The organism is Leifsonia sp. 563 (assembly GCF_040545055.1).
Classification (GTDB): Bacteria; Actinomycetota; Actinomycetes; order Actinomycetales; family Microbacteriaceae; genus Leifsonia.
Map to the genome: position 1 here is coordinate 648,744 of NZ_JBEPLE010000002.1, position 23,954 is coordinate 672,697.

The following is a 23,954-nucleotide window of genomic DNA, read 5'->3' on the forward strand; positions in this document are numbered from 1 at the left end:
CGATGAGTCGCGCGCTGGATGTTCGCTCGGAACCGCGTGAATCGCTTCCCGTCGAAGCGTCAACGATATATCGTTGACTATCGCTATCTGATCGAGGAGGCACCATGTCCAACTCATTCCCCACCGGCGGGTTCGGCGCCCGCATGGACCCGGACGCCATGTGGCAGGCGTTCGAGCAACTGCGGTCGACGTTCGAGAAGAAGGTCGGCACCCGCATGGGCCGCGGCGATGTCCGCGCGGCCGTCCTCTCGCTGCTCAGCGAGAAGCCGATGCACGGCTACCAGATCATCCGCGAGATCGAGGAACGCAGTGGAGGCAGCTGGAAGCCCAGCGCAGGCTCCGTCTACCCGACCCTGCAGCTGCTCGCCGACGAAGGACTCATCTCGGCCGAGGAATCCAACGGGCGCAAGACCTACGCGCTGACCGAGGCGGGGCGCGAGGTCGCCGCGGCTGAGGCATCCACACCCTGGCAGACCGGCACGAGCGACTCCGGAAAGACGACCGGAGAACGTCGCGGAGCCAACCTCCCGAAGGCCGGCGTCGAACTCGCCCAGGCGGCCGCGCAGGTGCACCGCAGCGGGACGCCCGAGCAGGTCAAGGAAGCCGCCGACGTGCTCGACGAGGCACGCCGAAAGCTGTACGCGATCCTCGCCCAGGGCTGACCGGGGTGACGTCGGACCAGGCGCCCGCCGCGCCGTCGAAAGCGCCGGCGGGGACGCCGGCCACCCGCGCGCGCTACCGCCGCATCCTCCGGTTCGCCGGCTGGAATCTCGCCGTGACCTGGTGGTACGAGCTGTTCCTGCCACGCATCGGGCTCGCCGGCGTCGCCGCGCGCAGCCGGTCGCGGCGGATGCGGCGGTTCGCGCAGCGGTTCCACGGGCTCGCCGTCGAGCTGGGCGGCCTGATGATCAAAGTCGGACAGTTCATGTCCTCCCGGCTGGATGTGCTGCCGCCCGAGATCACCAGCGAGCTGGAGGGGCTGCAGGACGAGGTGCCGGCCGTCCCGTTCCCGGCGATCCGGGCGCTGGCGGAGGCCGAGCTCGGCGTGCCGCTGGAGAGCGCGTTCGCGTTCATCGACGAGACGCCGGTGGCCGCCGCATCCCTCGGGCAGGCCCACCGCGGGCGCCTCACCGCCGAGGTGGCGGCGGAAACCGGGCAGGACGTCGTGGTGCTCAAGGTGCAGCGTCCCGGCATCGACACCATCGTGGATGTGGACCTCGCCGCCCTGCGCAGGGTCGGGCGCTGGCTCAGCCATGTCCGGCTGGTCTCCGACCGCGTCGACGCACCGGGACTGGTGGAGGAGTTCGCGCGCACCAGCCTGCAGGAGATCGACTACCTGCACGAGGCTGCGAACTCCGAGCGGTTCGCCGAGGAGTTCGCCGGTGACGACCGCGTCGCCGTCCCTGCCGTGGTCTGGGAGCGGACCACCCGCCGGGTCCTCACCCTCCAGGACGTGACGGCGATCAAGATCACCGACGCTGACGCGTTGCGCGCCGCGGGCATCGACCCCGCCGAGGTCGCGCCGGTGTTCGCCGAGGTGATGTTCGACCAGCTCTTCACCAACGGGTTCTTCCACGCCGACCCGCACCCGGGCAACATCTTCGTGACGCCGCGGCCCGCGGTGGCGGGGGAGCGACCCTGGCTGCTCACGTTCGTGGACTTCGGGATGATGGGCGAGGTTCCGGCGGGCACCCGCAGCGGGCTCCGGAAACTTCTCATCGCCGCCGCATCGCGCGACGGGAAGGGCCTCGTCGATGCGATCCGCGACGTGGGCGTGCTCCTCCCGACCGCCGACACGGCCGAGCTCGAGCGCGCGATGACCCACCTGTTCGCCCGGTTCGGCGGCATGGGATTCGCCGAGCTGCGCGAGGTCGACCCACGCGAGTTCCGGGAGTTCGCGGTCGAGTTCGGTGACGTCGTCCGCTCGTTGCCGTTCCAGCTGCCCGAGAACTTCCTCCTCATCATCCGGGCGATGTCGCTGACGTCGGGCGTGTGCAGCGCGCTCGACCCGGCGTTCAACCTGTGGGACTCGGTCGAGCCGTACGCGGCCCAGCTCCTCCGCGACGAGCGCGGCAACCTGGTGCAGGACCTCGGGCAGCAGGCGCTCGAGATCGCCGGGATCGCCTGGCGGTTGCCCAAACGATTGGATGCGCTGGTCACCCGGGTCGAGGACGGCACGGTGGCGGTCACCTCGCCACGGCTCGAGCAGCGGGTCGGCCGGCTCGAACGCGCGGCACGACGTCTCGTCGCGGCGGTCGTCTTCGGAGGGGTGATCATCGCCGGAGCGATCGTGCACGCGTCGGACGCGGTGCTCGGCTCGGTGCTGATGATCGCGTCGATCGTGCCTCTCGCATTCACCGTCTTCACAGGCCGGCGGGGGAGCTGAGCCGGAATACTGCCTGGTGAGCTTGCGTTTCATCCAGCATGGCAACCACAGAGATCACGTCGACCAACCACGACCAGGCCGTCGCCGACGGCATCGTGCTTCTCGACTTCTGGGCCGACTGGTGCGGCCCGTGTCACATGTTCGCCCCGATCTTCGAGAAGGCGTCCGAGCAGCACTCCGACATCACGTTCGGCAAGATCGACACCGAGGCCCAGCAGGCCCTCGCCGCTTCGTACGGCATCCAGTCGATCCCGACCCTCGTCGCGTACCGCGACGGCATCCCGCTGTTCTCGCAGGCAGGCGCCCTCCCGGGCGAGGCCGTCGAGAACCTCATCGAGCAGATCCGCGCCCTCGACATGACCGAGGTCCGGAAGCAGTACGACGAGCTGAAGGCGGCGCAGCAGCAGAGCTGAGCGCGGCGACAGCCTCGGGCGCGGCCCCGTCATCCGACGGGCGCCGCGCCTTCGTCGTTTCCGGAGGCGATCCGCGCCGCACGGGATGGGAACGCCTCCGTTTCGCGCTCGGCGGCGGTGTGTCGGATCGCAAGTCCTCCCCTTCCGTCGCGGTGGGAAAGGGAGGACGCGGCGGCCGACACGCCGGGGGCGCGCGGGAAACGGAGGGGCCGGCGGACCGAGCGACCCGGAAGTCCTCCGTTTGCGGCGCGCGGGAAACGGAGGTCACCGCGGGCGACGCGCCGGGTGCGACCCGAAAACGGAGGCCGGAAACGGAGGACGTCACCGGGGCGGAGCGGCGGGGTGTCCTCCGTTCGCGGCGGTCGGGGCGGGTGCGCGCCGGTCATTCCTCCGAAAGAGCGCGCTCGAGGGCCTCGATCTCGCCGGAGAGGACGTCCGGCTTGCCGACGCGCAGGCGGCGGAGCTGCATCGCGTAGACCGCCTGGGCGGCGTCCGTGTCGCACTCCAACAGGGCGGAGATGCGGGAGAGTGCGGTCGCGTCATCGGGGGCGTCCGCGACAGCGGCGGCCACCTCCGTGATCGCCTCGCGTGCCCTGCGCATCGCGCGCAGCATCCGCACGCGCTCGGCGGTCGACGTGCGCGGGATGGGCGGGGCGCCATGCGCGTTCGTCTGTGGACGATGCGCCTCGATCACCTCGGCTGTGAGGTCGGCCCGCAGCGGCTCGGACGTCAGCCGAAGATCGGGGGTGTACGCCACGATGTCGTGCGGACCCGGCTTCAGGTCGCGCCACCGGCCGCTCTCGATGCGCGCGGTCACCCGTGCGTAGTCGCCGGGATCGAGCGGTACCGTGCCGCCATCACCGGTCCAACCGAAGTAGAGGTCGCTGACACCGCCGACGGCGGGCACGATCGACGCGAACGTGTTGAACGTGTCGCCGGTGGGCAGCCAGCGGGTCGACCCCTCGTTGACGATGTCGATCGACAGGCGATCGACGTCGGCCAGCTCGCGCGTCACTGCCGGCCAGCGGAGCACCAGGCCGCCGCGGCGTTCGGCGACGCTGGGGCGGACCGGCAGCGCATGCGGGTAGAACGAGACTCGCGCGGGAGCCCCATCCCGTGCGCCATACACCTGCCCAACCGACCACGACCGATGGTCGCTGGAGACGGGTGCGCCGATCAGCAGGGGAACCCGCGCGGCAGGCGGCGGGCCGAGAACGCGCCAGCCGTTCGGCACGACGTTCCCGCCCTCGGACTCGGAGACCCCGAGCCGCGCCAGCACGTCGACGAGCGGTTCGCCATCGCCGGCGAGGGCCGCCGCGTCGACATCGTACGAGCCGATCTGCGGGGAGGTGTCGTCCCTCACTCGACCACCCTGTCGCTCGCGGGCGAATCGCCGGACGCGCCCCGCGCATCCCGGATGCCGTCCGCCACCCCGCGGCGGACCACCCAGTAGAGCGCATACAGAGCAGCGCCGGAGAGGGTAACGGTCAGAGCGAAAGCGCTGAACGGATCCACGTCAGCTCTCCGGGACGCCGGTTTCGTCGGCTTCCGCATCCGCGCGCACCCCGAGCAGGCGGGCGATGTACGCCATCACCACCGAGGCGGCGATCAGGGCGATCCCGAGCGGCAGCAACGTCTGCCGGATGAGGTCGAGCACCACAGTCAACGCCGTGAGCATCCCCTGGTCCACACGGGTGGATGCATTCACCTGCACGGTGAGCGCATAGCCGACCTGCGGCAGCAGCATGTTCAGGAGCAGTCCCGCCGCAGCGAGGCCGATGCCCCACCACAGCACCACTTTCGGTCGCAGCCTGGATTCGGTCACGAGCGTCCCCCTTCGTCGCGGTGTCCACGTCGAGACTAGCGGGCCACGCGCATATCGCGGCGGAACCGCGGGGATGATCGCGTTACTCGGCTGCGTCCGCCGAGCTGCTCCCGCGCACGACGAGCTCCGGCTGGTACAGCACATGGCGGGGCTCGAGCTCCGGGTCCTGCGCCTCCTCGATGAGGATCTCGACGCCGGTGCGACCGATCAGAGCGCTGGGCTGCCGGATGGACGTGAGCGGCACGACGGACGCGCTCGCGAACATGATGTCGTCGTAGCCGACGAGTGAGATGTCCTCCGGGATGCGGATGCGGCCGTTGATGAAGAGCCCCTGCAGCAGTCCGACGGCGATGAGGTCGTTGGCGGCGAAGACGGCGTCGGGGCGGCGGTTCGCGCTCCGCTGGACCAGCTCCTCTCCGGCCCGTCGTCCTTCCAGCACGGTGAGGGCGTCGACCGGGACGACTTCGAGGGAGACGCCCGGGTGCTTCTCGACCTCCTGCCGAGCTCCCGCGAGGCGGTCGCTCACCTGGCGGATCTGCAGTGGACCGCCGACGAACGCGAGCCGCGTCCGTCCCGATCGGATGAGGTGGGCCGCCGCGAGAGCGCCCCCGGCCACGTCGTCGACCGAGACGGAACTGAACGAGTCGTCGCTGCTCACGCGGTCGACCAGGACGGCGGCGATTCCGCGGTCCCGCAGCTGCCGCAGCCGGCGTGCGGGGTCGCCGACGGGGGAGAGCAGCACGCCGCGCACACGCAGCTCTTCGAACAGGTTGAGGTATCCCGACTCGCGGGTGGTGCTCTCGTTGCTGTTGCCGACGATGACGCTGTAGCCGGCGTCGGCGGCCGCATCCTCCGCCGCCGTGGCGAGGTCGGTGAAGAAGGGGTTGCCGCCGCTCAGCGTGACGAGCCCGAGCGCCTGGCTGTGCCCCAGCCGCAGCTGCCGCGCGGCCTCGTTTCGCACGTAGGAGAGCTTCTGCATGGCCGACATCACGCGCTCGACGGTCTCGGGCGCGACGATCTCCGGACGGTTGAGCACGTTCGAGACGGTGCCCACCGAGACCTGCGCCAGTGCGGCGACGTCTTTCACGCTTGCGGAAGCCATGCGATTCCTCCCTGGCTGCGATCGTAGCGGATGGATGCATTGAATCGATCAATCCTGCAGGATCGGAACGCGTGTCTTGAATCGTTATATTCCCCGCTTGACGGGAGCCGACGAATGCATTTATGGTCAGTGAAGCGTTTCAAGCGGACCCGAAAATTCCCCCCGGGGCGTCGACGCTCACAAAATACAAGGAGGTATTTGATGTTCTCTCGGAGGACGGCGACACGGGTCGCCGCCACGCTCGGCGGCGTCGCGCTCATCGGCGCTGCTCTGGCCGGCTGCAGCTCATCCGGCGGGTCCGGCAGCACCACCATCTCCCTGCTCGCCGCGGGCAACGACCCGGCCAGCACCAGCTTCGCGAAAGACCTGTCCAAGGCGTTCCACAAGGCCAACCCGTCCATCACCGTCAAGGTCGAGACCCGCCCCGGCGGAACCGACGGCGACAACCTGGTGAAGACGCGCCTGTCGACGGGAGACATGAACGACGTCTTCCTGTACAACTCCGGTTCGCTGTTCCAGGCCCTCCGCCCGGACAGCCAGCTCCAGCCCCTCACCGACGAGTCGTGGGCGAAGGATGTGACGGACGACTTCAAGAACTCCGTCAGCACCGACAAGGGCCTGTACGGAGCGCCGACCGGCACCACCTTCAACGGCGGCATCATGTACAACAAGAAGGTCTACGAGAAGCTCGGGCTGACCGTTCCGAAGACCTGGAGCGAGTTCATCTCGAACAGCGAGAAGATCAAGGCCGCAGGAATCGCGCCGATCATCCAGTCGTACGGCGACACCTGGACCAGCCAGCTCTTCGTGCTCGGCGACTTCGCCAACGTGAGCGCGCAGGACCCGAACTGGGCCAAGGACTACACGGCAAACAAGGCCGACGCCAAGTACTCGAAGGAACCGGCGTTCGCCGGCTTCGAGCACACCCAGGAGGTCTTCGACAAGGACCTGCTGAACAAGGACTACGCGTCGCTCACCAACGTGAACGCCCTGAAGATGCTGGCGACCGGTGAGGGCGCGCAGTATCCGATGATCACCACGGTCATCAGCAACGTGCTGCAGAGCAACCCGGACCAGATCAACGACATCGGTTACTTCGCGATGCCCACCGACGCGGGCGAGCCGCACGCGACCGTCTGGGAGCCCACCGCGGCGTACATCCCGAAGTCGACGTCGGGCGACAAGCTGACGGCCGCGAAGAAGCTGGTGGCCTTCATCAACACGTCCGAGGGATGCGACATCCAGAACAGCGCGGGCACTCCCGCCGGGCCGTTCGCGATCAGCACCTGCAAGATCCCCGACGACGCCCCTGCGCTCGTCAAGGACGAGCTGGCCTACCAGGACGCCAAGAAGACCGGGCTCGCGCTCGAGTTCCTCTCGCCGATCAAGGGCCCGAACCTGGAGAAGATCCTGATCCAGGTCGGTTCCGGGATCTCCTCGGCCAAGGAGGGCGCCGCCCTCTACGACCAGGACGTCAAGGCCCAGGCCCAGCAGCTGGGGCTCAAGGGCTGGTGAACCGCCCGGCCGGGTCGGCGGATGACGTCGGCCCGGCCGCAGGCACCACCAAACGGCCACACGAGACACTCGACGAGGAGCGGACATGTCGACGGCTACCCCTTCGACCGCGGCACAGGCGGCCGAGATCCTGACGGACGTGAAGAGTCCAGGAGGGAGGAGGCCCGGCGGGCGGAAGACAGCACGCAAGGCCATGCGGTCGCACTACCCGACCTGGTTCTTCATCCCGGCGCTGGTGCTCTACGCGGTCTTCTTCGCCATCCCGTCGCTGTCGTCGTTCTACTTCTCGCTCACGCGGTGGTCGCTGTTCGACGCCCAGTTCATCGGGTTCGCGAACTACGTCCAGTTCTTCCAGGATCCGCAGCTCTACACCAGCTTCATCCACACGCTCGTGTACGCGGTCCTCACCTCCGGAGCCAAGGTCATCATCGGCTTCTTCCTCGCCCTGCTGCTGACCTCCCCGGTCGTCGGCCGCGGCTACCTCCGGGCGATCGTGTTCTTCCCGGTGCTGCTGTCGACGATCGGCGTCGGCATCCTGTGGAAGGCACTGCTCGACCCGTTCCACGGCATGGTCAACGGGGTGCTCGGGTTCTTCGGGCTCCCGCAGCCCGGCTGGTTCACCGACCCGAACCTGGCGCTCTACACGATCGCCGGCGTCGACATCTGGAAGGGCGTCGGCATCGCGACGCTCATCTTCATGGCCGGCATCGTCGCCATCCCCGGCGAGTACTTCGAGGCGGCGAGCATGGACGGGGCCAGCGGCTGGCGGATCCTGCGGGATATCACCATCCCGCTCAGTCGCGGTGCGACAGCGACGGTCATCATCCTCTCGCTCATCGGCGGGCTGCGCTCGTTCGACATCATCTGGGCGACCACCGGCGGCGGTCCGGGCTTCACCAGCGACGTGCTCGCGTCGGTGATCTACAAGCAGTACCAGGCGGGGTTCTACGGCCTCTCGACCGCCGGCAACGTCGTGCTGTTCCTGGTCGTGACGATCATCATGGTGCCGCTGTCGTACTTCCTGAACAGAAAGCAGGTGGAGCTGTGAAGCGGCAGCGCATCCGTTCCTGGACGATCGGGATCATCGCGATCGCGGTCTCCGTCATCGTCTTCCTGGTCCCGCTCGCCTTCGTGCTCCTGCAGGCGGCGAAGACGCCGGACGACGCATCCAGCCTCGCCTTCACCTGGCCGAAGGAGTGGAGCTTCTTCCCGAACCTCGTCGCGGTGCTGGAGAGCGGCGACGGCCTGATCTGGCGCGCGTTCTTCAACTCGGCCGTCCTGACCGTCTTCTCGGTCACGCTGATGGTGATCATCGCGGCGATGGCCGGGTACGTGCTCGCCCGCAAGCGCAGCAAGTGGGGCCCGGTCGTCAACTTCTTCGTCCTCGCCGGCTTGATCGTGCCGCCGGCGGTCGTGCCCACGATCTGGGTGCTGCAGGGGCTCGGGCTGTTCAAGACGATGCCGGGCATGATCCTCATCGAGACCACCTTCGGGCTGTCGTTCTCGATCCTGATGTTCCGCGCGTTCTTCGGGACCGTCCCCCGCGAGGTCGACGAGGCCGCAGTGCTCGACGGTGCCGGACGGGTGCGGATGTTCTTCCAGGTCATCCTCCCGCTGCTCCGGCCGGTGATCGTGACGGTCATCGTCGTGCAGTCGGTGTTCGTCTTCAACGACTTCCAGAACCCGCTGTACTTCCTCCCCGGCGCCGACAACGCGACGGTCCAGACGACGCTGTACAGCTTCGCGGGGCAGAACCTGAGCTTCTACAACCTGCTCTTCATGGACTTCCTTCTCATCACCATCCCGCCCCTCGTCGCCTACATCTTCTTCAACCGGCAGATCATCGCCGGCATGACGAGCGGCGCGGTCAAGGGCTGACCGCCATGCCCGCCGACGCCGCCATGAGCACCGACACCGCGAACGACACGACACAGAACCGGAGAGACAACGCAATGAACTGGCACGCCCGCATGATCGCCGCTGGAGAGACCTTCGACGGAGCACCGCTGCTCCGACGCGAGTTCGCGCTCGAGACGGGACACGGGGCGGTGACGCGTGCGACGCTGCACCTCACCGCGCACGGCATCGTCGAGGCCTGGATCAACGGCCGTCCAGTGTCCGGAGACCTCCTCACCCCCGGCTGGAGCGCCTACGAGTGGCGCCTCCGGTACGCGGACTACGACGTGACCGAGCTGCTCGAGGACACGTCGGTGCTCGGGCTCGCCCTCGGCAAGGGATGGTTCGGCGGCCGCCTCGGCTGGGCCGGCGGCGGCTCGTACTACGGCGACAGCCTCGGTGCGTTCGCCCAGCTGGAGGTCGAGTTCGCCGACGGCACGACGCAGCTCGTCGTGACCGACCAGGAGTGGACCTCCGGCCCGAGCGCCGTGCTCGCCAACGACCTGTACGACGGCGAGACGATCGACGCCCGCCTGCGCGACGACACGTGGAAACGCCCAGGCTTCTCGGGCGACGGATGGACCGGCGTGCGCGAGCTCGAGTTCGACACGGCGTCCCTGACGCCGTACATCGGCCCGCGGGTGACCCGCTGGGCGGCGCTGCCCGTGCAGGAGATCACGACCTCCCCGTCGGGCAAGACCCTGGTCGACTTCGGTCAGAACCTGGTCGGCTGGATCAAGCTGCGGGTGCAGGGCGAGGCCGGAACGGAGATCGTCGTCCGGCACGCCGAGGTGCTGGAGCACGGCGAGCTGGGCACCCGTCCACTGCGCAGTGCGAAAGCCACCGACCGCTACATCCTGAGCGGCGGGGTCGACGAGTTCGAGCCGACGTTCACCTTCCACGGCTTCCGCTACGCCGAGATCGAGGGATGGCCGGGCGAGCTGAAGGCGGAGGACCTGACGGCGATCGCGATCGGCTCCGAGCTGACGCGGATCGGCGAGTTCCGCACCTCCGACCCGCTGCTCAACCAGTTCCACGAGAACGTGGTGTGGGGGATGCGCGGCAACTTCGTCGACGTGCCCACCGACTGCCCGCAGCGCGACGAGCGTCTCGGCTGGACGGGCGACATCGCCGCGTTCGCGCCGACGGCGGCGTTCCTCTACGACGTCGACGGCTTCCTCTCGGACTGGCTGGTCGACCTCGACCTGGAGCAGCAGCACCACGACGGGATCGTCGGCTTCGTCATCCCCGACATCCTGAAGATGATCGACCAGCCGACGGACTTCGGACCGGTCGACTCGACGGCGATCTGGAGCGACGCAGCGGTCTGGGTGCCGTGGACGCTGTACCAGGCGTACGGCGACGACGCGGTCCTGCGGCGGCAGTTCGGCTCGATGGCCGCCCACGTCCGTCGGGTGGAGTCGCTGCTCTCGCCCGCAGGGGTCTGGGACACCAGCTTCCAGTTCGGCGACTGGCTCGACCCGGACGCTCCGCCGGAGGACCCGGCGAAGGCGAAGGCCGACACGGGCGTCGTCGCGACGGCCTGCGCCTACCGCTCGGCGACGATCGTCGCCGAGACCGCGAAACTCCTCGGCCGCACCGAGGAGCAGGCGGAATTCGAGGCCCTGGCCGCGCGCCTGCGTCAGGCGTTCAACGCCGAGTACGTGCGCGACGGCGTCGTGAAGAGCGACTGCACGACCGTGTACGCCCTCGCCATCGTCTTCGGGCTGCTCAGCGTCGCCGACGAGGAGTTCGCCGGCACCCGGCTCTCCGAGCTGGTCGCCGAGGCCGGTTACCGCATCTCGACCGGATTCGCGGGCACGCCGTTCATCACCGACGCCCTCACGCAGACCGGGCACCTGGATGACGCCTACCGACTCCTGCTCGAGCGCGAGTGCCCGTCGTGGCTGTACCCGGTGACGATGGGTGCGACGACGGTCTGGGAGCGCTGGGACTCGATGCTGCCCGACGGCACGATCAACCCGGGCGAGATGACGAGCTTCAACCACTACGCCCTCGGCGCTGTCGCCGACTGGATGCACCGCGTCGTCGGCGGCCTGTCGGCGCTGGAGCCCGGCTACTCCCGCGTACTCGTCGCACCGCAGCCCGGCGGCGGTCTGACCGAGGCCGAGACCTCACTGACCACCCCGCGCGGCACGGTCAGCGTGCGGTGGTCGCTCGACGGCGACGACCTCACCGTCGAGGCCGAGCTCCCGGACGGCGTGGAGGGTGTGCTCCGGCTCCCCGGACGCGACGACCAGACCATCGGCGCCGGGCGCACGACCGCGACGACCGCCCTCCCGGCCGTCGCCGACGTGGCCCGCTGACCGGCGACCGCTCCGACCACAACCGCGGCCGCGCATCCCGCAGCGGCAGAGAGAAAGCGAAACTCCCATGACCCTCCCCGTCGAGATCCGGGACCAGCTGGCGTTGCAGGCGATCGAGCTGCCGAGTTGGGCGTTCGGCAACTCAGGCACGCGGTTCCGCGTGTTCGGGACGCCGGGCACCGCCCGCGACCCGTTCGAGAAGATCTCGGACGCCGCGCAGGTGCACAAGCACACCGGGCTTGCGCCGACGGTCGCGCTGCACATCCCGTGGGACCGGGTCGATTCGTACGCCGATCTGCGTAAGCACGCGGAGGACAACGGGGTCGAGTTGGGGACGGTGAATTCGAACACGTTCCAGGACGACGATTTCAAGTTCGGTTCGGTCACCCACGCGGATGACCGGATCAGGCAGAAGGCAATCGATCACCATTTCGAGTGCATCGACGTGATGAACGAGACGGGGTCGCGGGATCTGAAGATCTGGCTGGCGGACGGCACGAACTATCCGGGTCAGGATTCGATGCGCGCCCGGCAGGACCGCCTGGCGGACAGTCTGCAGAAGATCTACGAGCGGATCGGCGAGGGTCAGCGCCTGGTTCTGGAGTACAAGTTCTTCGAGCCGGCGTTCTATCACACGGATGTTCCCGACTGGGGGACCAGCTTCGTTCAGACGCAGGCGCTGGGCGAGCGCGCGGTGGTGTGTTTGGACACCGGGCACCACGCACCCGGGACGAACATCGAGTTCATCGTGATGCAGCTGCTGCGGCTTGGGAAGCTGGGCTCGTTCGACTTCAACAGCCGGTTCTATGCCGATGACGACCTGATCGTGGGCGCGGCGGACCCGTTCCAGCTGTTCCGGATCATCTTCGAGGTGATCCAGGGCGGCGGGTACGCGAACCCGGAGGTCGCGTTCATGCTCGACCAGTGCCACAACCTGGAGGCGAAGATCCCGGGCCAGATCCGGTCGGTGCTGAACGTGCAGGAGGCCACCGCGAAGGCGCTGCTGGTGGACACCGAAGCTCTGGCCGCCGCGCAGGCGGCGAACGACGTGCTGGCCGCGAACACGGTGTTCATGGATGCGTTCAACACCGACGTGCGCGCCGATCTGGCTGCATGGCGGGAGTCGCGCGGGCTGCCGGCCGATCCGATGGCCGCGTACAAGGCCTCCGGGTATCAGGAGAAGATCGAGTCTGACCGCGTCGGCGGCACCCAGGCCGGATGGGGGGCCTGAGCATGACGAACGACGCTGTCGCATCCCTGCTGGCCCGTTCGAACCGTCTCGGGTCGGACCCGGCGAACACGAACTACGCGGGTGGGAACACGTCCGCGAAGGGGACCGAGATCGACCCGGTGACGGGGGAGCCGGTCGAGTTGTTGTGGGTGAAGGGCTCGGGCGGTGACCTGGGCACGCTGACCGAGACCGGCCTCGCTGTGCTGCGCCTGGATCGTCTGCGGGCGCTGCAGAATGTCTACCCGGGTGTGGAGCGTGAGGACGAGATGGTCGCCGCGTTCGACTACACGCTGCACGGCAAGGGTGGTGCGGCGCCGTCGATCGACACGGCGATGCATGGGCTGGTGGATGCTGCCCACGTGGATCACCTGCATCCGGATGCGGGTATTGCGATCGCGACGGCGGCGGACGGGGAGGAGCTGACCGGGAAGGTCTTCGGCGGCCGGGTGGTGTGGGTGCCGTGGCGGCGCCCCGGCTTCCAGCTCGGGCTCGACATCGCGGCGATCAAGGCGGCGAACCCGGAGGCGATCGGCACCATTCTGGGCGGGCATGGCATCACGGCGTGGGGCGACACGTCGGAGGAGGCGGAGGCGAACTCGCTGTGGATCATCCAGACCGCTGCGGACTACATCGCCGAGCACGGCCGTTCCGAGCCGTTCGGGCCGGGGTTGCCGGGCTACGAGCCGTTGCCGGAGGGCGAGCGGCGGGCGAAGGCGGCGGCTTTGGCTCCGCACCTGCGCTCGATCGCCTCCACCGACCGGGTGCAGGTGGGGCACTTCACCGATTCGGATGTGGTGCTGGAGTTCCTGGCGGCGGCGGAGCACCCGCGGTTGGCCGCGCTCGGCACCTCGTGCCCGGATCATTTCTTGCGCACGAAGGTGAAGCCGCTGGTGCTCGACCTGCCGGCGGACGCATCCATTGAGGAGTCGGTGGCGCGGCTGGAGGTTCTGCACGAGCAGTACCGGGCCGACTACCAGGCCTACTACGACCGGCACGCGACCGCGGATTCGCCCGCGATCCGCGGGGTCGACCCGGCGATCGTCCTGATCCCCGGTGTGGGGATGTTCTCCTACGGCAAGGACAAGCAGACCGCCCGGGTGGCGGGCGAGTTCTACGTCAACGCGATCAACGTGATGCGCGGGGCGGAGGCCGTGTCGTCGTATGCGCCGATCGATGAGGCGGAGAAGTTCCGCATCGAGTACTGGGCGTTGGAGGAGGCCAAGCTGCAGCGGATGCCGAAGCCGAAGCCGCTCGCCGGGCGCATCGCCTTGGTCACCGGCGCCGCGTCCGGGATCGGGAAGGCCATCGCGACCCGGCTCGCCGCCGAGGGCGCGTGCGTGGTCATCGCGGACCTCGACCTGGTCAAGGCGCAGGCCGCCGCGGCCGAGATCGGGACCGCGGATGTCGCGATCGGCGTGGCCGCGGACGTGACCGACGAGAAGGCGGTCGACGCGTCCATCCGGGAGGCGCTGCTCGAGTTCGGCGGGCTGGACCTGGTGGTCAACAACGCCGGCCTGTCGATCTCGAAGCCGCTTCTGGAGACCACGAACGCCGACTGGGACCTGCAGCACAACGTGATGGCGAAGGGGTCGTTCCTGGTCTCGCGGGCCGCTGCCCGGGTGCTGATCGACCAGAAGCTCGGAGGGGACATCGTCTACATCTCCTCCAAGAACTCCATCTTCGCCGGACCGAACAACATCGCCTACTCGGCGACGAAGGCCGACCAGGCGCACCAGGTGCGGCTGCTCGCCGCAGAACTCGGCGAGCACGGCATCCGCGTCAACGGCATCAACCCCGACGGGGTCGTCCGCGGCTCCGGCATCTTCGCCGGCGGCTGGGGCGCAAAGCGCGCCGCGGTCTACGGGGTGCCGGAAGAGGAGCTCGGCCAGTACTACGCGCAGCGCACCCTGCTCAAGCGCGAGGTGCTGCCCGAGCACGTGGCCAACGCCGTGTTCGTGCTCTGCACCAGCGACCTCGACCACACGACCGGCCTGCACATCCCGGTGGATGCGGGAGTCGCAGCCGCCTTCCTCCGATGAACGCCGCGCCCGGAACCGTTGCCGCCGTCGACCTCGGCGCCACCAGCGGACGCGTCATGCACGCCCGCGTCGGCGCGAACACGCTGGAGCTGACCGAGGCCGCCCGGTTCCCGAACACGCCCGTGCGGGTGTGGGAGGGGGATCGCGCTGCACTGCACTGGGACCTCACCGGGCTGTACGCGAACGTGCTCGACGGGCTCGCCTCGGTCGCGCGGTCCGACCCCGCGCTCGCGAGCATCGGGGTGGATGCGTGGGCGGTCGACTACGGCCTGCTGCGCGACGGGCGGCTGCTGGGCGAGCCGTACCACTACCGTGACGAGCGCACGGCGGCCGGGGTCTCGACGGTGCATGCCGCCGTCGAGCCGGGGGAGCTGTACCGCGAGGGCGGACTCCAGTTCCTGCCGTTCAACTCCCTCTACCAGCTGGCGGTGGATGCCGCGAGCGGCTCCCTGGAGCGCGCGGACCGCTTCCTGCTCGTCCCCGACCTCCTCACCTTCTGGCTGACCGGGGTCGCGCAGGCCGAGCGGACCAACGCCTCCACCACCGGGCTGCTCACCGCCGACGGCGCGTGGAACGACGCCCTCATCGCGCGGCTCGGGCTTCCGCGGTCCGTGTTCCCGCCGCTCGTGGATGCGGGGACGCCGGTCGGGCGCCTCCTGCCGTCCCTGCGCGGCGATCTGCCGTTCGACGGCGAGGGCCCGGTCGTCACGGCGGTCGGCTCGCACGACACCGCGTCGGCGGTCGTGGCCGTGCCGATGGACGCATCCCGCGCCGCGTACATCTCCTGCGGAACCTGGGGACTGGTCGGTGTAGAGCTTCCTCAGCGCGTCGTGTCGGAGGAGGGCCGGGCCGCGAACTTCACCAACGAGGGCGGCGTGGATGGGCGCATCCGCTACCTCCACAACGTCATGGGCCTCTGGCTGCTGAGCGAGTCCGTGCGCGAGTGGCAGCGCCGCGGGCTGCGGGTGACCCTGGAGTCGCTGCTCGCCGAGGCGGCCGAGCTGCCCCGGCCGTCGCACCTCTTCGACCCCGACGACCCGCGCTTCATGGCGCCGGGCGACCTTCCGTCGCGCATCGCCGAGTGGTTCGCCGAGCACGGGTCGACCGCACCGGCGTCGCCCGCCGGGATGGTGCGTGTGATCGTCGAGAGCCTCGCTGCGGCGTTCGCCGACGCGGTGCACCGCGCGGCCGCGCTGACGGGCGTCGCGGTGGAGGTGGTGCATTTGGTGGGCGGGGGAGCTCGCAATGCGCTGCTGTGCCAGGCGACCGCCGACCGCAGTGGGCTGCCGGTGCTCGCGGGACCTGTCGAGGCGACGGCCATCGGCAATGTGCTCGTGCAGGCGCGTGCCGCCGGGTTCGTCAGCGGCGACCTGGAGTCGCTCCGCGCCCTGGTCTCCCGCACCGCTCAGATCACACGCTATGACCCCGTTAGGATCCTTGCCCATGGTTGATCGTCAGGTGCCTCGTCCGGCTGAGTTGCTGGAGTTGATGCAGTTCAAGCGGCCGGAGCTGAATCTGAAGAAACGGCGGCTGGAGTCGGCGTTGACGATCGAGGATCTGGCGCGGATCGCGCGTCGGCGGACGCCGAAGGCGGCGTTCGACTACACGGAGGGTGCGGCGGAGGGCGAACTGTCGCTGGCGCGTGCTCGTCAGGCGTTTCAGGATGTGGAGTTCCACCCGTCGATCCTGCGGGATGTGTCGAGCGTGGATCCGTCGTGCCAGATTTGGGGTGGGCCGTCGGCGTTGCCGTTCGGGATCGCCCCGACCGGGTTCACCCGGTTGATGCAGACCGAGGGCGAGACCGCCGGGGCCGGTGCTGCGGGGGCGGCGGGGATCCCGTTCACCCTGTCCACGCTGGGGACGACGTCGATTGAGAATGTGAAGGCGGCGAATCCGCACGGCCGGAATTGGTTCCAGTTGTATGTGATGCGGCAACGCGAGATCAGTTACGGGCTGGTGGAGCGGGCGGCCGCGGCCGGGTTCGACACCCTGTTCTTCACCGTCGACACACCGATCGCCGGGGCGCGGTTGCGGGATAAACGCAACGGGTTCTCGATTCCGCCGCAGCTGACGGTGGGGACGATTCTGAACGCGATCCCTAGGCCGTGGTGGTGGTACGACTTCCTCACCACCCCGAAACTGGAGTTCGCCTCGCTGTCCTCCACCGGCGGGACCGTCGGGGATCTGTTGAATGCGGCGATGGACCCGTCGATCAACTACGACGACCTGAAGATCATCCGGGACATGTGGCCCGGGAAACTCGTGATCAAAGGCGTGCAGACCCTGGAGGATGCGCGCACCCTGGTCGACCATGGGGTGGATGGGATCGTGCTCTCCAATCACGGCGGACGCCAACTCGACCGCGCGCCCATCCCCTTCCACCTGCTACCCACGGTCGCCCGGGAGGTGGGGCAGCACACGGAGGTGGCGATCGACACCGGCATCATGAACGGCGCCGACATCATCGCCGCCTACGCCCTCGGCGCCAAGTTCACCCTCATCGGACGCGCCTACCTCTACGGGCTCATGGCCGGCGGCCGGGAGGGTGTCGACCGCACCATCCAGATCCTCACCGACCAACTCATCCGCACCATGAAACTCCTCCAAGTCACCTCGCTCGCCGAGCTCGGCCCCCACCACGTCACCCAACTCACCCGCCTGCAGCCCCTCCGCAACGCCCCCGTCCCCGCGCGCGAGGACGCCGACACCTGATCCCCTCGCGAGACTTGCGCCAAATCGAGGCAACGCACGCCACCTCCACTCGAGATTTGCGCCAAATCGCGCCATCGCCGCCCCGCCCGTGGGTGAGAATTTGTGCCAAATCGCGGGAATGCGGCGCCCAAAACCGCGATTTGGCGCAAATCTTCACGGTGACGTGACGCGCAGGATCGCGATTGGGCGCAAATCTCGCGCCGCGGAGTCGGGACGAACGCCGTAAGGGCGCGCACATTCGTGCCGAATGTGCGCTTTGCGCGCCGCATTCAGCACATTCGGCACGAATCTCACGGAAATCAGCGAGAGGTGCGCACTCGGAGACGACGGATCAGCCCCAAGGATTTGCGCCAAATCGCGGGAATGCGGCGCCCATAACCACGATTTGGCGCAAATCTTCACGGTGACGTGACGCGCAGGACCGCGATTTGGCGCAAATCTCACGCCGCGGAGTCGGGACGAACGCCGTAAGGGCGCCCACATTCGTGCCGAATGTGCGCTTTGCCCGCCGCATTCCGCACATTCGGCACGAATCTCGGGGAGCGTCAGCGCGGGGTGTACTCGTAGACGACGGCGGACCAGTGGTCGCCGAGCTCGTCCCACGACTCGGGGCCGTGGAACGCCAGCCGATACTTCACGTTGAGCAGCGGACCGAGCACATCGAGCACGTCCGGCTGGAACGGGGTGCCGGGCGGGAAGCCGAGGCCGAAGCTGTGGATGATGCTGTCGTCCGCCGCGCGCAGCCACACACCCCAGCCCTGGGAGACCGGCATCGCGACCACGCGGAAGACGTGGGCGGGGTCGTAATCGGCGGGGAGGGCGTCGGGCAGATCGCTCATGATGCAACGCTACAAGGCGCGCGCGATGGCGGGAACAAATCCACTCGGCCAGCGGTTGATTGACACGTCAGCTATCCGGCTGGCGTGATCGAGAACGAGGACCGCATGACCCCCACCGCAGCCACTGAGCGACTCACCGACCGTGAACTCGCCGTGTGGCGCTCGCTGCTCGACACGACCGGCGAGCTGCGTCGGCTGTTGTCGTCCGAGCTGCAGCGCGTGGAGCTCTCGACCGGCGACTACGCGGTGCTGCTCGCGCTCACGGAGGCGGCCGACCGCACGCTGCGGTCGTCCGAGCTGGCCGACGCGATCGACTGGGAGCGCAGCCGGGTGTCGCACCACCTGGGGCGCATGGAGAAGCGCGGCCTCATCCGCCGTACCGAGTGTCCCGGCGACAACCGCGGGGCGCTCGTCGTCCTCACCGAGGACGGCTATGAGGCCATCCGGCGCGCGTCCGGGCCTCATCTGCGGGCCGTGAAGCGGCTCTTCGCCGACGCGCTCCGCCCCGACCAGCTCGACGCCCTCGCGGGCGCGCTCGAGAGCATCCAGAACCACCTCGACCGCGCCGCGGCCGACCCTGACACCAACACCGACACCGACACGACAGAAGGACACCGCCGATGACCACCACCGCTTCCGTGCGACCCCGCGTCGCGATCCTCGGCGTCGGACATGTCGGCTCGGCGCTCGCGCGCATACTGCTCGACGCCGGCTACGAGGTGGAGGTGGCGGCCTCGGGCGACCCGCAGCGCATCCAGCTCATCGCCTCGGTCGTCATGCCGGGCGCCCGTCCGGCGTGGGCCGCGGAGGCCGTGTCCGCGGCGGATGTCGTGATCCTCGCCATCCCGCTGCACCGGTTCGCCGGACTCGACCGCGGGATGCTCGACGGCAAGCTGGTCATCGACTCCATGAACTACTGGGCACCGACCGACGGCGTACAGCCGCTGTTCGAGGACGCGTCCCTCACCAGCAGCGAGATCGTCCAGCGAGAGCTCCCGAACTCCACCGTCGTGAAGACGTTCAACCACATCGGCTACCACGAGATGGAGGAGGACCGCCGCCTCGCCGGAGACCCGGACCGCCGCGCTCTCGGCGTGGCCTCGGACGACCCGGAGGCCGCGGGACTCGTCGCCTCCCTCATCCAGGACGTCGGCTACGACACCGTGCTCGTCGAGAGTCTTCGCGACGGAGTCGCGTTCGAGCCGGGCGGCCCGGTCTTCGGCGCGCGCCTCGACGCGGGCGGCTTCCGGGCCGCCGTCGCGGGCGAGAACGCGCCGGAGCTCGCCTCCGCCGGGGCCGCCGCCTGACCCGGCGGCGACCGCATCTTTTCCCTCGCATCCACACCCGAAAGCACACAAATGGACACCGCACCCCAGAGCTTCCCGCTCACCTTCGGCCTGAACACCTTCGGTGACGTCACGAGCGACGCCGACGGCCGGCCCATCTCGCACGCCCGGACCATCCGCGACCTCGTCGGCCACGGCGTCGCCGCCGAGCAGGCGGGGATCGACTTCTTCGGCATCGGCGAGCACCACGTCGACGACATGCCCCTCTCGGCGGCCGACATCGTGCTGAGCGCGATCGCCGCACGCACCGAGCGCATCCACGTCGGGTCGGCCGTCACCGTGCTGAGCTCGGACGACCCCGTCCGGGTGTTCCAGCGCTACTCCACCCTCAACGCGGTGTCGGACGGCCGCGCCGAGATCATCCTCGGCCGCGGTTCGAGCATCGACTCGTTCCCGCTGTTCGGCTTCGATCTGTCCGACTACGAGCAGCTGTTCGAGGAGAAGACGAACCTGTTCGCGCACCTGCGTGAGGGCGGACCGGTCACCTGGGAGGGGAGCACACGCAGCGGACTTCGCGAGCAGGATGTGGTGCCGCACCTCGAGACACCGCTGCCGACGTGGATCGGCGTCGGCGGCAGCCCGGAGTCCGTCATCCGCACCGCCCACTACGGCTTCTCGCTCATGCTGGCCGTGATCGGCGGACCGGCCTCCCGGTTCGCGCCGTACAGCGAGCTCTTCCACAAGGCGCTGGAGCAGTTCGGCCGCGAGCCGCAGCAGATCGGCCTGCACTCGCCCGGCCACGTGGCGGCCACCGACGAGCAGGCGCGCGAGGAGTTCTGGCCGCACTACCGCGACATGATCACGAAGGTCAGCGCGACGCGTGGCTTCGCGATCCCGACCGAGGCGTCGTTCCGGCGCGAGCTGGGCCCCGACGGCAGCCTCTACGTAGGCTCGCCGGAGACAGTCGCCGCGAAGATCGCCGCCAACATGCGCGTGGTCGGCGCCAACCGTTTCGACCTCAAGTACGGCATCCCCGGGATGACGAACGAGTCGCTCCTCGCGGCGATCCGCCTCTACGGCACCGAGGTCGTCCCGCGCGTCCGCGCCCTCCTCGCCTGACCGCCTCCCTCGCGGATCCGCCCACCGTCGAGTCCGCACATTTTGCACACTCCGACGGCGCGTCGCGTGCAAAGTTCGCGGACTCGACGGCTGCTAGCCTGCACCCAACCGACACACCGAGCTCAGGAGGACGCATGACGACGCACGCCGACAAGACCTACGCCCGCATCACCGGCTCCCCGGCGCCGCGCGACCTGGAGTGGACCGAGTTCATCAGCTTCTGGCAGGACCGCGCCGACCAGGTGGAGCAGGAGACCGGCGATCGTCTGGCCGTGAAGCTCAACGGGCACCGCGAGGTCTTCCGGCGTCAGCACGACGGCCGCGTCTCCATCGAGGACATCGAGCGCGCACGTCACCTGCTGGCGGCGACCCCGGAGCCGAAGGGCCACGGCGACCTGCTCGCGGTCGCGATCGACGCCGAGCACGCCCGCATCTTCGACTTCGACCTGGATGCGCGCACCGTCAGCGACACGGAGCACACGGTCGCCGACGAGGACCGTCGCGCCCACCACCTGCGCACGGTGGAGCGGCACACCGGTCACGACGACGAGCGCGACCTCAAGCACTTCTTCGACGCCGTCGCCGAGGCGCTCCGGTCGACCGCCCCGGAGCGTTCGTTCGTCGTGATCGGGCACGGGTCGGGCAAGGCGGATGTCGCGGCCGAGTTCGTGGAGCGGCTGCGGGCGGCCCACGCGGATGTCGCGGCTCGCGTGACCGCGCTCACCGAACTCGACCTCAGTGCGGCGAGCGACGCCGACATCGAGGCCGCCGCCCAAGCGGCCGTCCGCCTCTAGCCGCCCGCGCATCCCGCCCCCTCCCACCGTCGAGTCCGCAAACTTTGCACGAGACGCGCCGTCAGAGCGTGCAAAGTTTGCGGACTCGACGGTGGGGGATGGAGCGAGGGGATGGGCGCTACTGGTCGAGGGGGGTGCGGCTCAGGATGAGGAAGCGCGCGCCGTAGGCGGGGACGCTCACCGGGAAACTGGCCAGGTCATCCACCGTGCCGACCTCGCTGCCGTCGGCGGCATCCGTCACCGTCGCCCGATGCGGCAGTGACTCCGAGCGGACGGTGCCGTCGACCGCTGAGTCGGTCATGTTCAGCACGGTCAGCTGAACGATGGGCAGCTCCTGCTCGTCGAGCGTCTCGAGTTCGTGCACCATGACGAGCATGCCCGGGTGCGCGACATCCGGAACGTCGACCTGGCGCGCGCTCGCGATGCCCCAGCGGTCGCGGATGCGCAGCAGCTCCCGAAGCCGGTTCGCGAACGAGTCGCGGTTGCGCAGCTGCTGGGGGAGCGGCCCGTACAGCGAGCGTGCCCGCGGCATCCCGTACGCGGATCGCTCGGCGTGGGGGGCGGACCCCAGCAGGTCGTGCGCTCCCCGCTCGACCCAGCGGGTGTCGCCCTCCGCGATCAGGTCGGCCACCTCGCCGCGGGGCACGGTCAGTGCGCCCAGCAGGTCCCATCCCGACAGCGCGAAGACGCCCGGCTGCCACGCGTTGAACGCGGCGAGCAGCAGGTGCGCGTCTCGGATCGCCGGGATGTCGTCCTCGGTGATCGAGTCCAGGGTCGCGTGCCCCTGGGTGGCGGCGATGAGGGAGGCGGACGTGCAGGCGATCCCGTTGGTCGTGAACACGAGGTTGTAGTCGGCCGTCGGCTCCGTGATCGCCTCGACCAGGTCGGCACGGATGCGCTGGGCCAGCTCGCCGCCGCTGATCTCCTCGCCGCGGAACGTGTAGAGGTCGTTCTGGTGCAGCGTCGCCCAATGGACGAGCTCGTAGGTCAGCTCGTCGTGGTTCTGCATCCCGTGCACCAGGCTCACCGGCTCGACGCCCAACTCCAGTGAGGTGCGCAGCGTGAGGCGCAGGAACTCGGTGTCGCCGGTCGCGAGGGCGTGGTGGTACGCCGGGCGGTTGATGAAGTCGTAGGAGAGGTCCGCGCCGACAGCGCCGGTGTCGCGGATGTCCTCCACGGTGAGGTTGAGCTCCTGGAAGGTGAAGCCGCCGACCTTGCGCACCATCCCGGCGATGATGTGGTTCGCGGCGTGCGACAGCGGGTGCCCCTCCGACCAGGCCGGCATCCCCTCCGCGCTCTTCTCGACCCCGAGGAAGCCGTTCGCATCCAGTCGCAGGGCGCTCGTACCCAGGTCGCCGAGCGAGTGCAGGGCGTCGCCGATGACCAGGCGCATGCCCGAGAACGTCGGGTCGAGCCAGTTCACCGACGGCTGGCCCTCCTTGAAGTAGTGGAGGTACACCCAGCGTCGGGTGATGCCGTCGACGCCGATGACGGGCGCGGTGGCGCTCCAGTTCGTCTCCTTCACCCCGGGGGCGTAGAAGATGACGCGTTGCAGCTCGCCGATGATGTAGCCGCGCTCGGCGAGCGCCGCCTCCGTGGACTCGTCGAGGTTGACGGAGTCGCGGCCCTCGGGCACCTCCGGCAGCAGGTGCCACTCGTCCGGAGGGATCTCGACCATGTGGTAGATCCCGGGGTAGTCCTTGTATGCCATCTCGGCGAGGCGGAAGTCGGCGCCCTTGCCGGTGTGGCCCGGCACGATGTCGTCGATGACGCTGCCGCCGTGCTCCTCGGCGACGTCGGTCAGCCGCCGGAACGTCTCCTCGTCGCCGAACGCGGGGTCGATCTGGGTGCCGATGCGGTCGAAGTGGCCGTCGACGCTCGGGGTCTCCTGCCAGCCGCGAATGCCGCCGGCCCGCTTGACCGGACCGGTGTGGATGCCGTTGATCCCGATCCGCTGGAACGCCCGCCACAGCTCCGGGTCGGCGAGCGCCGTGAGGAACGACTCGCCCGGTCGCGTGATCAGCGAGATCGGGTACGCGGTGAACCAGACGTCCGAGGTGGAGACGGCGCGGCGGGCGTCCGGCCGGGCGTAGGGGTTGCGCCACATGCTGGGCGAGCCGGACAGCTGCCGGCTGAGCACGTCCGCATCCTTCAGCATGGATTGGCGCACCAGCCACTCGACGTAGGCCGGGTTCTGGCCGTTGGCCGCGCGGGGGTCGGAGAACGTACGGCGGATGCTGCCGCCGCGCAGGTTGGCGCGCGGGCGCAGTCGGCGGGGCCGGGCGGGGTAGAGCTGTTCGTCGTACGTGATCTCCTCCGGCGCCGCCTGCTCCTCCGCAGCTGCCTCGTCGGGTGCCGTCACCGCGTCCTGCTCCGTCACCTCGAGTGCCTCGTCGTCCACCTGGTCTCCTTCCGTGACTGCAAACGTAACCCCCGAACCGGTCCGCGTCTGCCGAACGGCGCGGTGGGA

The 23,954-nt window shown here is 69.2% G+C and carries 21 protein-coding genes; 15 read left to right on the forward strand and 6 right to left on the reverse strand.

Annotation, left to right across the window (positions count from 1 at the left end):
* Positions 1-104 precede the first annotated feature (104 nt).
* From ABIC47_RS10055 to trxA, 3 genes are read left to right on the forward strand one after another with little or no spacing between them, the layout of a single operon-like run.
* Complete coding sequence (locus ABIC47_RS10055; protein WP_354479954.1) at positions 105-662, forward strand: PadR family transcriptional regulator; 558 nt, start codon at positions 105-107, stop codon at positions 660-662.
* 5 nt (positions 663-667) lie between these two features.
* Positions 668-2,386 (forward strand): ABC1 kinase family protein, encoded by a 1,719-nt coding sequence (locus ABIC47_RS10060; protein ID WP_354479957.1) that lies wholly within the window; start codon positions 668-670, stop codon positions 2,384-2,386.
* A 38-nt stretch (positions 2,387-2,424) separates the two neighbouring features.
* The gene (trxA, locus tag ABIC47_RS10065) at positions 2,425-2,799 is read left to right on the forward strand and encodes a thioredoxin (RefSeq protein ID WP_018190217.1); all 375 of its coding nucleotides are present in this window, start codon (positions 2,425-2,427) and stop codon (positions 2,797-2,799) included.
* A gap of 382 nt (positions 2,800-3,181) precedes the next feature.
* On the opposite strand, the gene ABIC47_RS10070 is transcribed toward trxA, so the two are convergent.
* The 4 genes from ABIC47_RS10070 to ABIC47_RS10085 form a co-directional block, all read right to left on the reverse strand.
* Positions 3,182-4,162, reverse strand: a complete 981-nt coding sequence (locus ABIC47_RS10070) for a hypothetical protein (protein ID WP_354479960.1) — start codon at positions 4,160-4,162, stop codon at positions 3,182-3,184.
* Entirely contained in the window at positions 4,159-4,314 is a 156-nt protein-coding gene (locus tag ABIC47_RS10075; RefSeq protein ID WP_018190219.1) for a hypothetical protein, read from the reverse strand. The genes ABIC47_RS10070 and ABIC47_RS10075 overlap by 4 nt, the downstream gene beginning before the upstream one ends.
* A gap of 1 nt (position 4,315) precedes the next feature.
* A complete protein-coding gene (locus ABIC47_RS10080) occupies positions 4,316-4,624 on the reverse strand; it encodes a hypothetical protein (protein ID WP_354479963.1) in 309 nt (102 codons plus the stop codon).
* Positions 4,625-4,706: 82 nt separating this feature from the next.
* Positions 4,707-5,726 (reverse strand): LacI family DNA-binding transcriptional regulator, encoded by a 1,020-nt coding sequence (locus ABIC47_RS10085; protein ID WP_026307099.1) that lies wholly within the window; start codon positions 5,724-5,726, stop codon positions 4,707-4,709.
* Between the two features lie 201 nt (positions 5,727-5,927).
* On the opposite strand from ABIC47_RS10085, the gene ABIC47_RS10090 reads away from it, so the two are divergent.
* From ABIC47_RS10090 to ABIC47_RS10125, 8 genes are all read left to right on the forward strand, one after another.
* Complete coding sequence (locus tag ABIC47_RS10090) at positions 5,928-7,241, forward strand: ABC transporter substrate-binding protein (RefSeq protein ID WP_354479966.1); 1,314 nt, start codon at positions 5,928-5,930, stop codon at positions 7,239-7,241.
* A gap of 85 nt (positions 7,242-7,326) precedes the next feature.
* Positions 7,327-8,289: a carbohydrate ABC transporter permease gene (locus ABIC47_RS10095; RefSeq protein ID WP_354479968.1), complete on the forward strand. Its 963-nt coding sequence runs from the start codon at positions 7,327-7,329 to the stop codon at positions 8,287-8,289.
* Positions 8,286-9,119: a carbohydrate ABC transporter permease gene (locus ABIC47_RS10100; protein WP_018190224.1), complete on the forward strand. Its 834-nt coding sequence runs from the start codon at positions 8,286-8,288 to the stop codon at positions 9,117-9,119. The genes ABIC47_RS10095 and ABIC47_RS10100 overlap by 4 nt, the downstream gene beginning before the upstream one ends.
* Positions 9,120-9,193: 74 nt before the next feature.
* Positions 9,194-11,464: an alpha-L-rhamnosidase gene (locus ABIC47_RS10105; protein WP_354479970.1), complete on the forward strand. Its 2,271-nt coding sequence runs from the start codon at positions 9,194-9,196 to the stop codon at positions 11,462-11,464.
* A gap of 67 nt (positions 11,465-11,531) precedes the next feature.
* Complete coding sequence (rhaI, locus tag ABIC47_RS10110) at positions 11,532-12,695, forward strand: L-rhamnose isomerase (protein WP_354479973.1); 1,164 nt, start codon at positions 11,532-11,534, stop codon at positions 12,693-12,695.
* Positions 12,696-12,697: 2 nt separating this feature from the next.
* The gene (locus ABIC47_RS10115; protein WP_354479976.1) at positions 12,698-14,734 is read left to right on the forward strand and encodes a bifunctional aldolase/short-chain dehydrogenase; all 2,037 of its coding nucleotides are present in this window, start codon (positions 12,698-12,700) and stop codon (positions 14,732-14,734) included.
* Positions 14,731-16,185, forward strand: a complete 1,455-nt coding sequence (locus ABIC47_RS10120) for a rhamnulokinase (protein ID WP_354479979.1) — start codon at positions 14,731-14,733, stop codon at positions 16,183-16,185. Before ABIC47_RS10115 ends, ABIC47_RS10120 begins: the two co-directional genes overlap by 4 nt.
* Positions 16,178-17,446 carry an alpha-hydroxy acid oxidase gene (locus tag ABIC47_RS10125; RefSeq protein ID WP_354479981.1) on the forward strand — a complete coding sequence of 423 codons (1,269 nt, stop codon included), beginning with the start codon at positions 16,178-16,180 and terminating at the stop codon, positions 17,444-17,446. Before ABIC47_RS10120 ends, ABIC47_RS10125 begins: the two co-directional genes overlap by 8 nt.
* A gap of 545 nt (positions 17,447-17,991) precedes the next feature.
* On the opposite strand, the gene ABIC47_RS10130 is transcribed toward ABIC47_RS10125, so the two are convergent.
* Positions 17,992-18,285: a hypothetical protein gene (locus tag ABIC47_RS10130; RefSeq protein ID WP_354479984.1), complete on the reverse strand. Its 294-nt coding sequence runs from the start codon at positions 18,283-18,285 to the stop codon at positions 17,992-17,994.
* A gap of 105 nt (positions 18,286-18,390) precedes the next feature.
* Between ABIC47_RS10130 and ABIC47_RS10135 the strand changes: the two genes are divergently transcribed.
* From ABIC47_RS10135 to ABIC47_RS10150, 4 genes are all read left to right on the forward strand, one after another.
* Positions 18,391-18,909, forward strand: coding sequence for a MarR family winged helix-turn-helix transcriptional regulator (locus tag ABIC47_RS10135; protein WP_354479987.1), 519 nt, complete (start codon positions 18,391-18,393; stop codon positions 18,907-18,909).
* Positions 18,906-19,592: an NADPH-dependent F420 reductase gene (locus ABIC47_RS10140; RefSeq protein WP_354479990.1), complete on the forward strand. Its 687-nt coding sequence runs from the start codon at positions 18,906-18,908 to the stop codon at positions 19,590-19,592. Before ABIC47_RS10135 ends, ABIC47_RS10140 begins: the two co-directional genes overlap by 4 nt.
* 51 nt (positions 19,593-19,643) lie before the next feature.
* Positions 19,644-20,690: an LLM class flavin-dependent oxidoreductase gene (locus tag ABIC47_RS10145; protein WP_354479993.1), complete on the forward strand. Its 1,047-nt coding sequence runs from the start codon at positions 19,644-19,646 to the stop codon at positions 20,688-20,690.
* A gap of 134 nt (positions 20,691-20,824) precedes the next feature.
* A complete protein-coding gene (locus ABIC47_RS10150; RefSeq protein WP_354479996.1) occupies positions 20,825-21,484 on the forward strand; it encodes a hypothetical protein in 660 nt (219 codons plus the stop codon).
* A 118-nt stretch (positions 21,485-21,602) separates the two neighbouring features.
* On the opposite strand, the gene treS is transcribed toward ABIC47_RS10150, so the two are convergent.
* Complete coding sequence (gene treS / locus ABIC47_RS10155) at positions 21,603-23,885, reverse strand: maltose alpha-D-glucosyltransferase (protein ID WP_502910232.1); 2,283 nt, start codon at positions 23,883-23,885, stop codon at positions 21,603-21,605.
* Positions 23,886-23,954 lie beyond the last annotated feature (69 nt).